This is a genomic window from Amycolatopsis sp. NPDC003861 (assembly GCF_053605405.1).
On the sequence record NZ_JBSGJD010000011.1, the window covers coordinates 1 to 15,724 of the forward strand.

The 15,724-nt window shown below is 67.3% G+C and carries 11 protein-coding genes, 2 pseudogenes and 1 CRISPR repeat array; of the genes and pseudogenes, 9 read left to right on the forward strand and 4 right to left on the reverse strand.

All coding sequences use genetic code 11. The annotated features are described in order from the left end of the window. Nucleotides 1-122: 122 nt before the first annotated feature. From ACWEVN_RS05040 to ACWEVN_RS05075, 8 genes and pseudogenes are all read left to right on the forward strand, one after another. Nucleotides 123-2,390, forward strand: coding sequence for a hypothetical protein (locus ACWEVN_RS05040; protein WP_452050326.1), 2,268 nt, complete (start codon nt 123-125; stop codon nt 2,388-2,390). Nucleotides 2,391-2,501: 111 nt separating this feature from the next. Continuing rightward, complete coding sequence (locus ACWEVN_RS05045; protein WP_449679345.1) at nt 2,502-2,771, forward strand: Pvc16 family protein; 270 nt, start codon at nt 2,502-2,504, stop codon at nt 2,769-2,771. Between the two features lie 672 nt (nt 2,772-3,443). Beyond that, nucleotides 3,444-3,791 (forward strand): hypothetical protein, encoded by a 348-nt coding sequence (locus ACWEVN_RS05050; RefSeq protein WP_452050327.1) that lies wholly within the window; start codon nt 3,444-3,446, stop codon nt 3,789-3,791. Nucleotides 3,792-3,930: 139 nt separating this feature from the next. Then, entirely contained in the window at nt 3,931-4,614 is a 684-nt protein-coding gene (locus ACWEVN_RS05055) for a hypothetical protein (RefSeq protein WP_452050328.1), read from the forward strand. Between the two features lie 25 nt (nt 4,615-4,639). Then, nucleotides 4,640-5,713, forward strand: coding sequence for a VMAP-C domain-containing protein (locus ACWEVN_RS05060; RefSeq protein ID WP_452050329.1), 1,074 nt, complete (start codon nt 4,640-4,642; stop codon nt 5,711-5,713). Continuing rightward, entirely contained in the window at nt 5,710-6,765 is a 1,056-nt protein-coding gene (locus ACWEVN_RS05065) for an AAA family ATPase (protein ID WP_452050330.1), read from the forward strand. The genes ACWEVN_RS05060 and ACWEVN_RS05065 overlap by 4 nt, the downstream gene beginning before the upstream one ends. After that, nucleotides 6,762-8,843: pseudogene (locus ACWEVN_RS05070) on the forward strand (SAV_2336 N-terminal domain-related protein); the annotation flags it as partial. The gene ACWEVN_RS05065 and the pseudogene ACWEVN_RS05070, both read left to right, overlap by 4 nt. Nucleotides 8,844-9,659: 816 nt before the next feature. Beyond that, a pseudogene (locus ACWEVN_RS05075) lies at nt 9,660-9,902 on the forward strand (sunset domain-containing protein); the annotation flags it as partial. A gap of 290 nt (nt 9,903-10,192) precedes the next feature. Further along, nucleotides 10,193-10,524: a CRISPR direct-repeat array (repeat unit 27 nt; unit sequence TCGTCCCCGCGCACGCGGGGCTGGTCC). 359 nt (nt 10,525-10,883) lie between these two features. Here the strand turns inward: ACWEVN_RS05075 and ACWEVN_RS05080 are convergent. Further along, entirely contained in the window at nt 10,884-12,158 is a 1,275-nt protein-coding gene (locus ACWEVN_RS05080) for an MFS transporter (protein ID WP_452050331.1), read from the reverse strand. 171 nt (nt 12,159-12,329) lie between these two features. Here ACWEVN_RS05080 and ACWEVN_RS05085 point away from each other — a divergent pair, with 171 nt between their 5' ends. Continuing rightward, entirely contained in the window at nt 12,330-13,205 is an 876-nt protein-coding gene (locus ACWEVN_RS05085) for a GHMP family kinase ATP-binding protein (RefSeq protein ID WP_452050332.1), read from the forward strand. Nucleotides 13,206-13,299: 94 nt separating this feature from the next. On the opposite strand, the gene panD is transcribed toward ACWEVN_RS05085, so the two are convergent. Genes panD through ACWEVN_RS05100 form a run of 3 tightly spaced genes read right to left on the reverse strand, consistent with a single transcriptional unit; the run spans nt 13,300 to nt 15,724 of the window. Continuing rightward, nucleotides 13,300-13,707, reverse strand: coding sequence for an aspartate 1-decarboxylase (gene panD / locus ACWEVN_RS05090; protein WP_452050333.1), 408 nt, complete (start codon nt 13,705-13,707; stop codon nt 13,300-13,302). A 9-nt stretch (nt 13,708-13,716) separates the two neighbouring features. Beyond that, complete coding sequence (locus ACWEVN_RS05095; protein WP_452050334.1) at nt 13,717-14,616, reverse strand: cupin-like domain-containing protein; 900 nt, start codon at nt 14,614-14,616, stop codon at nt 13,717-13,719. Then, nucleotides 14,585-15,724 (reverse strand): GntG family PLP-dependent aldolase, encoded by a 1,140-nt coding sequence (locus tag ACWEVN_RS05100; RefSeq protein WP_452050335.1) that lies wholly within the window; start codon nt 15,722-15,724, stop codon nt 14,585-14,587. Before ACWEVN_RS05100 ends, ACWEVN_RS05095 begins: the two co-directional genes overlap by 32 nt.

Here is a 15,724-nt window from a genome sequence, read left to right on the forward strand (position 1 = left end):
CCGGGCGATGGCCGGATCGCGACGTTTCCCGGACAAAAGATTGACACCGCGGGGGCGGCGCGAGACCGCCCGGGAATTGCGCTAATCTACTCCTTTCGTTTCATAGGACAGGGGCATCCGCAGTGGAGTCCACGGGGTCCGGCGGCCCGGACGCATCCGAGCTCGGAAAGATCTCGAATTTCGTCAACGTCAACAACGGCATCACGGTCCAGGCCGGTCACCTTTACCAGGTGACCGGGCTGGACGAATCGACGCTGGAACGGTTGTTCGAGGCCGTCGACGCGCGCCGACGGGCCACCGGCACCGTCCGACGGAAGAGCCTGCCGTCCTCGTTGCCGTGGACGCAGCGAGCCGCGTGCCTGGGTCGTGACCGTGAGCTGGCGGAACTGCGCGAGCAGCTCGCCGCTGGGCGGCACCTGCTGGTCAGCGGCCCAGCAGGCATCGGCAAGACACTGTTTCTGCAATACGCAACCGGTGAAGCGGTCCTGTCCGCCAGCACGGTTCCCGGCTGCGAGGGAGTGCTGCGGCGGGTGCTCGTTCCCGGTATGACACCCGATGACGTGCTGCGCGACCTGGCCCTGGAGTGCTACGACGGCGAACAGGCCGCTTCGCGGCGCCTGCTCGGCCGCGTCCGTGCCCTCGTGGTGCTGGACGGCGTCGAGTGGCCGGCCGCAGAGATCCGGCAGTTGCTCGACGCCATGCCGGGCAGCGTGTTCGTCATCGCCACCCGGCGCACCGATTCCGCCCGGTTGGTCAAGTCCCTTCCACTGGCCGGGCTGAGCCGCGCAGACGCAGTCGATCTGTGGCAAAACGAGCTCGGGGCGCCGCTTTCGGCAGCGGAAAAACAACAGGCTGAACGCATTTTCGACAGCTGCGACGGAAATCCCGGCACGCTGACGCAATTCGCCGCCGCGCTGCGGACCGCCGGTGTGCAGGGAATCGTGACCGACGTTGCTGATCCCGACGCCTATGCCATGATCGTCTGCCGCGTGCTCGCCAAGCTGGGTGAGCCGGCCGTGACGACGTTGCAGGAACTGCTGGTCTTCCCCGATGCTTCCTGGGGAGCAGGGCTGCTGGCCACCGCCGGCCTGCGCAAACTCGTCGACGGGGGCCTGGTCGAGGACGAATCGGGCCGGTACCGGGTGCGCCCGCTCGTCCCGCAGGTGGTGACCCCGGCCAATCCACCGTGGCCACTGTTCGCTCGTGTCTCCTCGTGGGCCCACGAGACGGCCGATGCCGGCCAGCTCACGGCCGAGTTCGACGTCCTCGAACGCACCCTGGGTCGGCTGCTGGCGCACGACCGGCCGTGGGACGCCCTGGTGCTCGCGCGTGTCGTGTCGGTGAAGCTCCTGCCGACGCCTTGGTGGTACCGCGGCGACGACGTGCTTGAGCTTGGCCTCCGCGCGGCCTGGCACACGGGCTCCCGCACCGACATCGCCTACTTCACCTACGCGCTGGCCGCGCGCCGGGCCGACAGCGGGCGCGTTGCGGAAGCGGCTGAGCTCCTCACGGCCCTGATCGACTCCGCCAGGGCGCACGGTCACCGGCGGCTCGCCGAACGGGCTGGCGCGCTGCGTAACGGCCTGGTCACCCGCGCACCCGGGCTGCTTAGCCGAGGCACGGAATCCGTCACCCAGGTGCTCCTGCGGGTTCCGATCCTCGACGGCACGGCGCTCAGGCTGGTGCAGGAGCACCCGGTTGTGCTGCGCAAGGCCGTCGCCGGGATCCTGCTCCTGGCCGGAGTGCTGTTCGGGCTGCCCGCGTCCGCCGGCCCGCCCGTTTCGGCCAGTAGTGCGCCGAGCTCGTTGTCCGCCCTCGCGGCACCGAGTGTTCCCCCGGAGACGAGTACACCACCGGCAGCCGCGGCCTCGCCGAGCGCGGCGGACTCGCCGCTGCCCGCGCCGCCTCCGGCCGTTTCGTCGCCCGATCCGGCCACCCGGCCGTCGTCGCCACCCGGCTCTGGCCCCGGTGAACCGCTCGGCGGTTCCGCAGACAGCGCGACAGTCCGGGACGACCCCTCCACCCCTGCCCCCGACCTGACCGGGCAATGGCAGATCGTCTTTTCCAAGAAGCTCGCCAAGGGCAATCCTTGGACCGATCCGGATACGGCCACCATCACTCTGCGCCGGCTCGACGACAGCCGGTGCGCCGGCACGGCGCCTTGCTACGGCGGCCAGTGGACCGCCGATGGCGTGGCGGGAAGCAGCAATTTCGTCGCGACGGCCGCCCCAGCCCCGCGAGGCTTCTCGGCCACCGACTCCGACGGCGCTGGCAACCAGATTTACCGGGGGAGACTCGTCTCGGCCGATCCGAGCCCGCTCCGGTACGAAGGCGACTGGAGCGATGACGCCGGGCGCACTGCCACTTTCGTCTTCACCCGCCTGGACTGACCCCGCACATACGGGCAGCCGGGCGTACCCGAAGGTTCGCCACCGCGAGGTCGGCCGGGCCGGCTCCTTGCGATCATCGCGGGAGGAACGCACTGGTGAGGAGGGCGGCCGGTGATCCACAAGGTCGACGAGGCGCTGCACCGCAGCGAGGTTGCGGTCGCCTTCGAGGCGCCCGCTAAGGATTGGGCGGCCCGGCGCAACGCTCCGGCCGTCAGCATCTACCTCTACGACGTCCGCGAAGACCTGCGCTGCCGCGTCCCGGTGGCGTCTACCGTGAGCACTAAACGCCGATCGCGTGACCGCGTTTCGCCCACGCCGGTTCGCTCTAGCCGACTTGATCCACTGCGGTACCTGCGACGGTCGACTGGACTCGCACTGTAACCACGGACGCCCGATCTACTATTGCCGCCACGGCCACGCCACACCGGAATTTGATCGGCCGGACACAGACGTGTAGCCGCGGCGCTGCGCGACTCAGGGAAGGCCATCGTCTACGACGGCGCACGATGGCGACTGGAGGAGATCGATTCTAGCTAAGCGACGACCGACCGTATTTCAAGATCGCGTGTCGCGATCCGTGGGGTAATACTGTGTCCGAGGGGGACTTGAACCCCCACACGTGGGATATCTCCCGTGTTAAGGGAGATCACCCCAACACTGTAGCGCACAGTCACGACTCTTGCACAGCCGAGCGGCCGGCGCGGGGAACACCGACCGCAGCCCCGGTGCTGGAGCGCTCAAGGTAGGCGACCCTGTTCCGAGGCGTCCCAGGGCAGCCTCTGGAACACCAGGAGCTTGAACAGGCGGCGATCACGAACCGCCACCTTATTCGCGCCTCCAGCTCGACGGTAACCGCGCCCTCCGCAGACGCGACACGGCGACCGCGATCCCGCCGGCGATGGCGAACAGGGGCGAGCAGCACGGCAAGAGACCCACCCAGACGCCAGCGCTGCCAATTCACGAACTCGAACAGCACGACACGCCGGTCGGCAATGCCTAACCAGCCCTTTGCGCCAGTCGTCGGCTCCGCCAACAACGGGGACATCCCAGTGTTTGAGCGCCAGCACGATGGGCGGCACCCTCGCGATGCTGCTGAACAACGGCCGCCTCCCGGAGGAGGTCGTCCACCTGACCCACTCCGCGGGCGTGCGTGCCGCTCTTCGGCTCATCGGCCAACCTCGCCGGCGCCGGTACCTCGGTTCCGAGCTCGCCAACGGCGTCAGCCGCTTCGCCGGATTCGGCAACGCGTTCGTCATCGCCGCGGTCGCCGCCACTTTCGGCTTCGGTGGCGTGTTCGCTCTTACCGCCGTGTTCATCCTGCTGTGCAGCCTGACCGTGGGCCTAGGCGATGTGCGCACCCGCGGCCGCCGTCTTGAGGAGATCGGCGAAAACGTCCGCTGACCACGCGTTTTCGCCTGCTCGTGCGACCGCCCGGAGAGCTCGCAGGAATCTGCCGTCGAATGAGTGTTGCATCTCGGCACTTTCCAGCGACTGTGGTGCTGTAGATGACCGGGTTTGCCTCAGAGGAGGTCGATCGCCCATGAGCGTCGAGTTGGTGTTGGGTGCGTTGATCGCGTGGGCGGCCGCCAAGGCGCGCCGTGCCGGAAAGGCACTGGACGGGGTCGTGGATGTGGCGATCGACGCCAGCGCGGCCCGGGCACAGGACAAGGTCCGGGATATCGTGCTAGGCAAGCGCGAGTCCGATTCCGCGGTAAAAAGCGCGGTGCAGAGGTTGGAGACGGAGGTGGCGAAGGATGGCATCGTGTCCCCACGAACCAGACAACGCGTCAGTGACGCGATCGGGTACGCCGCCGACGACGACGACCCCGAATTCGCAACCGCGTTGAACGCAGCGCTGGACGAGGCCGCCAAACACCCGTCCCTCGTCGCCGCTCAAGGCCAGAACGCGGTGTCCGGCACCGCAACGGCCAGTGGTCAAGGGAGCATCGCGTCGGCGCCGCTGGCCGCGATGTCCGCCTGGGCCACTGGCCGTCGGACCCTCATCCGCCGGGCCGGGTGTAGAGCAGCCCGCCACCGGCTTTCCCCACGCTCACTCGTCCCTGTCCGCAAACATCACCAAGGCCGAAGTGCCAAGGTCCTCGAGCACCGGCAACGGAGGGGTTGCCGTCACCACCGCGCGCGATGTCACTGCCCACATCACCAATTTCACCACCTTCGACCCAGCCGGCAAGGTGCCGGAGAAAAGAATCCTCGATCGGCGTGAGCTGCACCGGCTCAGGAACATCCTCATGGCCGCCTCCACACCGGCGTCGCTTCGCGCGATCTACCGAGAAGCCACGCAGAGTGTGCCCGGCTTGGCCAGACTTCCGGAGAATCCGGATGACGTGATGTTGTCGGTCGAAGCCTTGCGCGTCGCGGTGAATCCACAGCCGTTGTTCGAGTGTCTCACCCGCTTGGCGGCCGGCTTCACCGAGTTCGTCCATAGCCGGCTCTGGGATTGGATCCGCACCACGGCGCCGAACTACGGCGTCGAGCTCACCGATCTGGAAAACCTCGACGACGAGCTGCGGCGTACGTACTTCGTAGTGCGGATGGAGCCGGACCTGCTAGGCAGCGGATTCCAGGTCACGGTCTGGCGCTTCACCGGTGCCGCCGGCAGCCAAGTCATGACCACGGACGAGCCGAGGAGCCTCGAGCACATCGCCGAGATGCTGAGCGGGCTCGTCGACGAGTTCGGCGGTGACCCGGATGCCACGCTTCCTATCGTGGAGTTCTTCTTACCCCTGGAGTTACTCGACCACGCCCTGGAAGCGCTACCCATTCGCTTCGAGGGCGTCGAGCGGGAAGTGGGAACGGTCTGCCCGGTCGTGGTCCGGCCACTCGACCGCATCAGCCAGTCCGCCTGGCACCAGGCGTGGCAGGATTGCTGGGAAGGCCTGGACGCCCGTTGCCACTCGTACGACCCGGCCGCGATCTTCTGGGCCGAGCGTCCGGGAACCGGTCTCCCCGAAAAGGCCGATCCGGCCGGACACGTCTGCCTGGCACTCGCCTACGACCTCCCTGCCGGTCCCCACGAGGACGGGATTTTCCAATCGGTGCTCAGCTCGGGTGTCCCGGTCGTGCTGTGGCACCGAACGCGCACAGGCCGTTGGAATCGCCGACAGGCTCTGGAGCAAATCCTGAACGCGTGGGCGTTAAAGGCTCTCCCGGACCGGGTCCACCGGCAGCGCGTCGCCGCACGTGCGGCGGGCATCGACATGGACCACGCCGGCCACGACCTCGTCTTGATGTGGGATGACCCCACGCGGGTCCCCCACGGCCTGGAGTGGCTTCCCCCGTTCCCGAAAGGAGCAGTCTCGTGACCGCTTGGCCGATCTACACCGGCGTCGGCGATCCGCACAACGGTATCGACACACTTCCCGCACCGCCGAACTGGCGGTCGTTCGACGGTCAGCCACTCCTTCCCTCACCGGTGAAACACAACGGTGCGCCGGACCCCAGTACTGCGCGACGGCTCGGCATGGACAGCCACCAGCGGGAGCCAGACCCGCAGGAACTTCAGATGATCAACGCGGCGCTCTTCCTGCGCCGCCCACTGCTGATCACCGGCCGGCCGGGCACGGGCAAGTCGACGATCGCGTACATGGTGGCGAAAGAGCTCAAGCTCGGCTCCGTGCTGCGGTGGCCCATCACTAGCCGGTCAACCCTACGCGAGGGTCTCTACCGGTACGACCCGATCGGTCGTCTGCGTGAGGAGAAGCAGCGACAGGGCCAGCGTCCGCGCGATGACGACGCCTCCGCGGAGCCAAGCCTGTCCGACAGCATCGGCCGGCACCTCCGGCTGGGCCCGCTCGGCACCGCGTTGCTCCCGTACGCGAAGCCTCGCGTGCTTCTCATCGATGAGATCGACAAGAGCGACATCGACTTGCCCAACGATCTGCTCAACGTCTTCGAGGAAGGCGAATACGAGATCGACGAACTCACCCAGCTGCCCGAGGAGGCCAGCACCGTCCCGGTGATGACCGCCGACTCGGGGAGCCGCGTTGAGGTCAACCGCGGACAGGTGCGCTGCAACGCATTTCCGTTCGTCGTGCTCACGAGCAACGGCGAACGCGAGTTCCCTCCGGCCTTCCTCCGCCGCTGCCTGCGCCTCGATCTGCAGCCGCCCGACGCCTCTCAGCTCACCGCGATCGTCTCCGCGCACCTCGGACCGGTTGCCGCGGCCGCGGCCGATCGGCATGTCCGAGCGTTTCTCGCCAAGCGGGACAGGGCCGAAATCACGACCGACCAGTTGCTCAACGCGGTCTACCTCGCGACCTCCGGCAGCCGCTACGAAGGAAAGTCACCCGAGGAGGTCATCGAACTCGACGAGCTCGTCGATGCCGTCCTGCGTCCGCTGACCGGCCCGGAATGATCGACCGGCTGCTCGAAGTCCTCGCCGCGGGCGACATCCAGCTCACGCCGCGGGAGCTACGTGACGCGTTGTGGCTGGCCGGAAACCTGACCGTGCCTGGCTCTCCGCAGCAGACGGATCACTCGGAAGCGCCGCCCGCCGCTCGGCCGGCACCTGAAACGACGAGCACCCCGGTGCCGCACCCCGAGAAGGAGCTCGCGCGCGACACGACGACCACCACGGCAGGCGGAACCAGTGAGCTTTACGCCGCTGCCGGCGACGGAAACGAAATCCGCGGGGTAGCGGCCCGCAGCCCCGCTGTACCCGCGTTGCGGGAGAAACTCAGTTTGGCACGGGCATTGCGGCCGCTGAAGAAACGGGTTCCGTCCCGAACGGAGTTCGTCGTCGACGAGGACGCGACCGCACGCCGGATCGCCGATGAAGACCTCTGGGCCCCAGTATTCCGGCCGACCACCAGCCGCTGGCTGAACCTCGCGCTGGTCGTCGACGCGGCGCCCTCCATGATCGTGTGGAAGCGCACCGTGACCGAACTGCTCACCCTCGCCGACCAGCTGGGTGCCTTTCGCCATGTCCGGGTGTTCGCCGTCGACAGCTCCACTTCGCCGGGCGACTCGTTGGTGATTGGCCATGCGCTCGACCACGGCCGGCTCCGGGAAGCCCCCTCAGTTCTCATGGACCCCGCTGGCCGTCAGGCCGTACTCGTCGTCACCGACGCGGTCGGCGGAGCATGGCGAGACGGCCGGATGTCTGACTTGTTGCACCGCTGGGGCAGCACCAGCGCAACCTCCGTGCTGACGCTGCTCCCGCAGCGCATGTGGAGCGGAACCGGCCTACGGGCGACTCCCGTCGAACTGCACGCTCCGAGCGCGGCGATGGCCAACTCCGAGTGGGAGTGCCGCTTTCGCGATGCGAATACCAACGGCTCGGTCGGCGAGACGCCGATTCCCGTGTTGGAACTGTCCCACCGATGGCTCGACAGCTGGGCAAGGCTCGTGGCCGGCGGCTCAGGGTGGCGGCGCGCCGCCGTGCTCGGTCGAGCTCAGCCGAGTCGGCACGGGAATTTTTCCGCTGAAGACGAACCGGCCATCCTGGTCGAGCGCTTTCGGGCGGCCGCCTCGCCGACCGCCTTCCAGCTCGCCTGCTACCTGTCGGCATCCTGGCTCAACCTGCCGGTGATGCGACTGGTACAGCGAGTGATGCTGCCGGACTCCAGCACTTCCCACCTCGCGGAGGTGTTCCTCGGCGGCCTGCTCCACCGCTGCGAACCCGTCGACAGCCCGATCGACCCCGAACTCGTGCAGTACGAGTTCGCGGACGGCGTCCGCGAAGCGCTGAACAGTCACCTGCTCCGCGACGATCTCGTCCGGGTCCTCCGTGCTACCAGCGACTTCGTCTCCGACCGATTCGGCCAGACGTTCGACTTCGCCGCGCTGCTCGCCGACCCCGACGGTGTCGCTTTGCCCGCTCTCGGCGCCGGCACCGGGCGCCCACTCGCGCACGTCGCCGCAACCGTGCTCGCTAAGCTCGGTGGCAGGTACCGCACGCTCAGCGCCCGCCTCGATCACCTGGAGCGGGCTGCCGTGGCAGCACGGGCAGTCGGGCGAATTTTTCTCCGGGACGGCCGAGGACAGCTCGTCGGACATGCCGCCGGCTCGATGGTTTCGCCGCACCTGCTGATCACCCTCCACCACGTGCTTCCCGACGCGGGCCAAGCCCGGTTCAGCCAAGTGCAGTTCGGCTCCTGGGGTGAAGGCGGCGAAAATTCGCTTCCCACAGCAACTTTTGCTCTCTCTCCAGATCGCTTTTTCTTCACGGACGAGTCGCTTGACATCACGCTCGTCGCACTACAAGCCGAACCAGCCGACCTCGCCCATTTTGGGTACAACAATCTGGCAGAACTCGATCAAGAAGTCAACGTCGGCGACCATGTCACCGTCATTCAGAATCCACTTGACGATGATAATCCTGCTCCGACAAGAAGTAGTCAGATTGTCGACACATTTTCCGGATTCATCCATTACAGCGGACAAATTGACGACGACAGCCTCGGTGCCCCCGTATTTAACCACAATTGGAAGATCGTCGCCCTGCACCGCACCGTTGATCCAGCAACAAGATTCAATGAGCCCGGCAGACAGCGCAACGAGGGCACGCAAGTAAGCAGAACCCTGGAAGTCTTGCGCAGCCTCGAACACCCGCCATCCATACGCACACTTGTTGACGAATTGAGCAACAATCCGACGACAGAAGAAATCAGTGCCGAACCGGAGCCAGAGCCATCCGTCCCATCGCCCGAGGTCCTCGGAAAGACCCTGGTCCACCAAGTGCACAAAGCCTCAAGGGAGACTCTGTTGTGCGCCCCACCGGAAGAGACGATCGACCTGGCCACAGTGAGAAGCTGGGTCGAGGAGTGGAGGATCGCCCCAGGCACCTGGTTCAAGGAAGGCGATCATCTTGTTAGCATCAGAAGGGCCGAGAACTCGCGGCTGGATCTGTTCGCCGCTCACTCCGGATGCCTCTTGGAAATCCGCAAGAAGATTCTTCCCGACGGAATCATGGCCACGAGCACTCCACCCGAAGTGCATCGTCGGACCAATACAGAGAAACTGTTAGCAAAGAAGTCACCGTCCGATAAACTTCATCACCTTCTTATCCCGGTCCTGAAGAGCACACATGGAGAATTCGCGGTTCGGATAGAAATTTTTCCCGGACGTGCAACTAGAGTGGCGAACAGAAGTCGTCGCATTACCCGTGGCGAGATAGTATTAAGCGTCATCCTTGACAACAGTGTCGTTGTCGACTTGCGAACTCCCGTGTCAGGCTATATCAGCCCGATTAAACTCCGCCCGGGATCACTGGTCTTCAACGGGCAGACCATCGCACAGGTGACCGAAGCACCAGAGGTTTCACCAATCAGGCCGCGTTCGCCTCAACCGCCTATAGGGCCATTCGGGCCCGGCTCGGCAATGCCTCTACCAGGCGGCGCCTGTCCAGGAGAGGACTTCAAAGTCAAAGCCAGCGTAACCGCCCTGCGTTACTGCACCGAAGAATCCGATTCTTTCAGAAAGATGGTTGCCGAAGTGTGGTTTCGAACTCCCGATGACGCCGAACGTGTCGGGTTCCGGCCACTTACCTAGATGCTGCCTCGATCAGCCCGTGCAGACGTTCAAGAATTCGATCGCCGCGGGTGCGCGGAGGCGGTCTCAGCCTGGATCGCCGGGCGATGTCTGAGCCCGTGGCGAGGGGCCGAAGGTTCTTCCAGCAGCACGCGCAGTCCTCGCCCGTCTGCGGCGTCATCCGTGGTCCAGTCACAACCACAGCTCGCGGAGCCCGGGTGGCAGCGTCTCTGAGCGAGGATCCTGACGGCCCAAGCCACAAGTGAACAGGAAACACTGTTTCAAGTGGTAGATTCCCAGGTCAGCAAGTGTCGTCCCCGCGTACGCGGGGCTGGTCCGTCCTTGCGCCACTCGGCCTTGTGCCGATTCAGGTCGTCCCCGCGCACGCGGGACTGGTCCCGACTGCGGCGACGTCACGCCGTCCGCAACCAGCTCGTCCCCGCGCACGCGGGGCTGGTCCCGTTGGTGGTGCCTCGATCGCCACCGACACGGCGTCGTCCCCGCGCACGCGGGGCTGGTCCAAGGTGGGGGGCGGGCCGCGGTGCTGCCAACGGTCGTCCCCGCGCACGCGGAGCTGGTCCCGACGTGTTGTTGCCGGTGGCCGCCGTCCCCGCGTCGTCCCCGCGCACGCGGGGCTGGTTCCCTCACCGGCGAACCCGTGCCGCCCGAGCTGTCGTCGTTCCCGCGCACGCGGGGGCTGGTCCGTAGGCGTCGGTGCCGGCGGCGGCAAACTGATGCCGCGCACGCGGAGCTGGTCCCGCAGCATGCTCGCTGAGCACATCACCTCCGCCGTCGTCCCCGCGCACGCGGGGCTGGTCCCGTGGTGACGTGCAGCGACCCGGCCCGTCTGCTGTCGTCCCGGCGCACGCGGGGCTGGTCCCTCGATCTTGGCGCAGTTCCGGTCCTGCAGCTTGTCGTCCCCGCGCACGCGGGGCATGACTCGCGGTACACCGGGTGTTACTCCCTGTTCGTGCCGGCCGCGTGGGTGCTGGCCGGTCCGCGTCAGGTCCGCCCTGTGGTTCGCTGCTCCGCCGCCGGCAGGTACGCGGCGACGGTCCGCATGCCGACGGTCATCACGAGCATGATCACGGCCATGACGACGAACACCGCGCGCAGTCCGACGAACTGGGCCAGGATGCCGCCGGCCGCCGCGCCCAGCGGCATCATGCCCCAGGCGAGCAGCCGGTAGGCGCTGTTGACCCGGCCGATCAGCCGGTCACCCGCGAGCTGCTGGCGGAGCGACACGACGATGACGTTCCAGACGATGTTCGCAACGCCGCCCAGGAAGAAACCGGCACCCACTACATACGGATTGCTGGTGACGGCCGGTATGCCAACCAGCAGGGCCCCGCCGGGAACGGCCAGCGCGAGGGAACGCACCCGGCCAAGCCGTCGCGTGACCAGTTCCGTGGTGAAGGAACCAATCACACTACCGGCGGCGATCGTGGCCAGCAGGAGACCGTACGCCTGCTGGGACAGGCCCATCGCGGACGTGGGCCCGATGGCGTAGAGGACGAAGACGGCCAACGTCGCGTTGGTTGCGAAGTTGTAGGCGCCGGTCATGGCGGCGAGGACGCGCAACAGCCGGTCCTGCCACACGAAGCGCAGTCCCTCCGCAAGGTCGGCGCGGATCGTAGTGCGGACCGTCCGCTCGGCCCGGAAACGACCACGCAGCAAAACGATCGCGCCAAGAGTCACCGCCCACAGGCCAAGGGGCGTCGCGAACGCCATCGCAGCGCCGGCGGCGGCGAGCAGGCCGGCCAACGGTGGTCCCACGAACTCGTTGGCAGTCAGTTCGACTGCGAACAGACGGCTGTTGGCGCGGGACAACCGGTCCGGCGACACCAACCGCGGCACCATCGACTGTGCCGCCGTTCCGTACACCGTTTCCGCGACTCCGATGCAGAACACGCCAGCATAGAGCAACCAGATCGAGCCCGCATGCGACAGCACGACCACCAGGAGCACGGCGAGCACACCGGCCCGGACCGCGTTCGCGGCCAGCAACGCGGTGCGGCGGTCGACGCGGTCCACTAGCACACCGGCCGGCAGCGCGAACAGCAGCCACGGCAAGGTGAACGCGAACGTGAGGCCGGCTATCAACGCGGGCGAACGCGTGTACGCCAAGGCAACCAGTGGTATGGCGACCTTGATGATCCCGTCGGCGAGGTTCGACAGGCCTTCAGCCGTCCACAGTCGCCAATAGTCCGGCCCGAGACCGCGGCCGGTTCTGGCAGGCCTGACGTCCGTTTCCCCTGTCGGTGTGTCGTCGTCCACGGAATCAGTATCGCGCACTCCGGTGCCGACGGCACGAGATGATCCGCCGTCGATAGGGAGGAGAGGGTGAACCAATAGCCGGCACACCGAACCTTGCATGGGGAACCGGGCGACGGTTCGATGTTTCCGTTCGAAGCGAAAGGCGGTGCCGGTACGGTGAGAGCTGCGGTCATGGACAGGACTGTGTCGTCCGTCGTCGGCAACGGCCGCTGCCGCGGCACCTTCGGCGAGTTGATCCAAGGTGCGCTACCGCCGGACGGACGCGACTTCCTCGTCACGCTACCGGTCGGGCGCTGGTCGCACGCCCGGTTCCGTTCCGAACCCGGCGAGCCGCTGCGCGTCCAGCCGGGTGGCCGGACCAAGTCCCGTGCGCTCGCCGATCGGATGCTGTCCCGCTACGGCCTGGCACGCGGTGGCCTGCTGACGATCGAGAGCACGCTACCGGTGGGCAAGGGAATGGCCAGTTCGTCGGCCGACCTCATCGCGTGCGCACGCGCGATCGCCGACGCGTTCGAGTTGGACCTCACGCCCGCCGCTGCCGAGGAACTGCTCCGCGGCGTCGAACCGACCGACGGCGTCATGTACGACGCCGCCGTCGCCTTCTGCCACCGCGAGGTCCGGCTCCTGGTCGAACTCGGCGGGCTGCCGCCGCTGACGATCGTCGGCATGGACGAGGGCGGCACGGTGGACACCATCGCGTTCAACGAGGTGCCCAAGGCCTACAGTACCAAGGAAATGTCGTCGTACGAAGCCATGCTGGCCGAGGCACGGGATGCCGTGGCGGCGGGTGACACGCGGACACTCGGCCGGCTCGCCACCCGTAGCGCCGAGATGAACCAGCGACTGCAGTCCAAGCGACTGCTCGACGACGCCGTGGCGCTCAGTCGTGAGGTCGGCGCACTCGGCGTCGTCACGGCCCACAGCGGCACCACGCTCGGCGTGCTGCTGGACGACGCCGACCCGGACTACGAGGACAAGCTCGCCCAGCTGTGGGCCGCCTGCCACCGGCTCACTGACTCGGTGAGCATCGACTACTCGGCTCCGTGACGGAACGACGGTGCCTTGGTGACGGCTTGACGGTCGTCCGGGGAAGGCCACCGGCCGGACCCGGGTGCGTGGTCCGGCCGGTGGCGCCCCGGCATCATCGTGGTACCGCCAGCAGTTCGTCCGTGGTCGTGCCGGCCGGTTCCGTGTCACCCAGCAACGTGCCTCGATTGTCCTGCTGGCACAGCACGACCTTCGGCACGTGCCGCCGTGCCTCCTGCTCGTCGTACACGCCGTACGCGATGACGATCACGGTGTCCCCGACCTGCGCCCGGCGTGCCGCGGCGCCGTTGAGGCACAGGACTCCCGAACCGGGTGCGCCTTCGAGGAGGTAGGTCTCCAGCCGTTCGCCGTTGGTGACGTTCACGACCTGGACCTTTTCGTTCGGGACCAGATCCGCGAGATCCATCAGTTCCCGGTCCAGGGTGAGGGAACCGACGTAGTGCAGGTTCGCCTCGGAGACTGTCGCCCGGTGGACCTTGGACTTCATCAGGGTGCGTAGCACGACGGCTCCTTAGGAGATGTACTCGAAGTAGGACCTGAGGGCTGGCATGAGGGCGCGCAGCGGTACCCGGCCACAGACGCCGAGGGCCAGCAACGCGTTGTAGCGGAGGTTCGGCAGTGGCATACCGTGCCGCACCGCGGCCAGGCCGGCCACCGCACTGCGCCGGTCGTGCCAGTCGATGTTGAAGGAGACCGACTCGGTGAGAGACACGACCTTGTGCAGCGTTCCGGGCGGCATGTAGAACAGGTCACCCGCTTCGACGACACACGTGCGCAGAGCCACGCCGCGGAAGCCGGGGAACCGCTCCAGGTCCGGATTCTCCGGGTCGACGCGAGACCAGCGCCAGTGGTAGGTGTAGCAGCGGTCCCGGTCGGCCGAGTCGACCGTCACGAAGCGTTTGCTGCCCTCGAACTGGAAGAACAGATTGTGCGTGAGCAGCGTGTCGAAGTGCAACGGCGTCTGGGAACGCGACGGGCCGATGAAGAACTGCGGGAAGATCCACCACTGGTCGCGGAAGAACCTGGGCAGCAGTTCGGCGGGGAACTTCTCCAGGTCCGCCCGCAGCTCCGGGAGCAGTGAGAGCAGCGGCACGTCGTGCATGTACGCGGGCGGGTCGCTGGTCGCCGTACCCGCGGCCACCTGCGCCTCCCAGTCGGCCACCGTGCGGCAGTAGTCCGCCAGCCGCACCGTCGTGGTGAGGCCGTCGGCGACGCGACCGGTCTTCAACCGGACCGGCAGGTCGGGGGCGAGGGACTGGAAGTAGGGCAGCGACCACCGCGTCGTCGCCGCGAGGTGGTCGAGCGCCCCCTTGATCAGAACGGGTTTCCGGTTGACGTAGCTCGCGCGGAACTCCTCCGGTGACAGCCCCGGACGGACGTCAACGGGAAACGACGGGTTCGTGGATGGCATGGCTTCTCCTGACCGGCTGAGAACTGGTTGGTGGAGCGGCGATGAGGGAACGCAGGACTTCGACCGCGTAGTCGACGTCCTCTGCGGTGACGCCCTGGTGCGTGACACACCGGATCCGCCCGGGGCCGAGCTCCGCGAGCGCCACGCCGCGAGCACCGCAGGCGGCGATGAGTTCGCAGACGGCGACGCCGGGGCTGTCGATCCGGAAGAAGACCATGTTCATCACGACCTCGTCCGGATCGACGAGGACATCGGGAATCGTGGCGAGCCCGTCGGCCAGCCGCCGTGCGGTGGCGTGGTCGTCGGCCAGCCGATCCCGGCTGCGCAGGGCCACGAGCCCCGCGGCCGCCAGCACGCCGCTCTGCCGCATGCCGCCGCCGAGCATCTTGCGCACGCGCCGTACCCGCCCGACGAACTCGGTCGTCCCGACGACCATGGAGCCGACCGGCGCACCGAGGCCCTTGGAGAGGCAGAACTGGACGGAATCCGCGTAGCCGGCGATCTGTTCGACGGGTGTTCCGCCGGCCAGCGCGGCGTTGAAGATCCGCGCTCCGTCCAGGTGCACGGCGATGCCGTTCGCGGCGGCCAGGTCGGCGACCTCCCGCAGGTACGTCGCCGGGAGGATCCGGCCACCACTGTGGTTCTGTGGGTTCTCCAGGCACAGCAACGCCGGACGCGCGAACTGCGGGTCGGCCGGGTCGGGCGGGAACGCGGCTTCGATCGCGTCGAGACGCAGCGTGCCGTCCGGTTGGTTCGGAATCGGGTGGTACACGACTCCACCACACACCGATGCGCCACCGGCCTCGTACACGTAGATGTCCGATTCCTCCCCCACGATCACCTTGGCGCCACGCGGGCAGTGGACCATGATGCTGGCCAGGTTGCCCATGGTGCCGCTGGGCATGAAGCACCCGGCCTGCTTGCCCAGCAGGCGCGCTCCCAGGGCCTCCAGCTCGCCGACCGTGGGGTCCTCGCCGTAGACGTCGTCGCCCAGCTCGGCGGCCGTCATAGCGGCCAGCATTCGCGGCGTCGGGAGGGTGAAGGTGTCGCTGCGGAGTTCCACCCGGCGCCGCACCCCATCTGTCGCCACGGTCTCGTCGTTCGTCAC

What these genes read in the sequence shown, in the direction of transcription:
- ACWEVN_RS05055 (WP_452050328.1), top strand. Translation starts at nt 3,931, where the DNA reads ATGAGCGTCGAGTTGGTGTTGGGTGCGTTGATCGCGTGGGCGGCCGCC.
- ACWEVN_RS05060 (WP_452050329.1), top strand. Translation starts at nt 4,640, where the DNA reads ATGGCCGCCTCCACACCGGCGTCGCTTCGCGCGATCTACCGAGAAGCC.
- ACWEVN_RS05085 (WP_452050332.1), top strand. Translation starts at nt 12,330, where the DNA reads ATGGACAGGACTGTGTCGTCCGTCGTCGGCAACGGCCGCTGCCGCGGC.
- ACWEVN_RS05095 (WP_452050334.1), bottom strand. Translation starts at nt 14,616, where the DNA reads ATGCCATCCACGAACCCGTCGTTTCCCGTTGACGTCCGTCCGGGGCTG.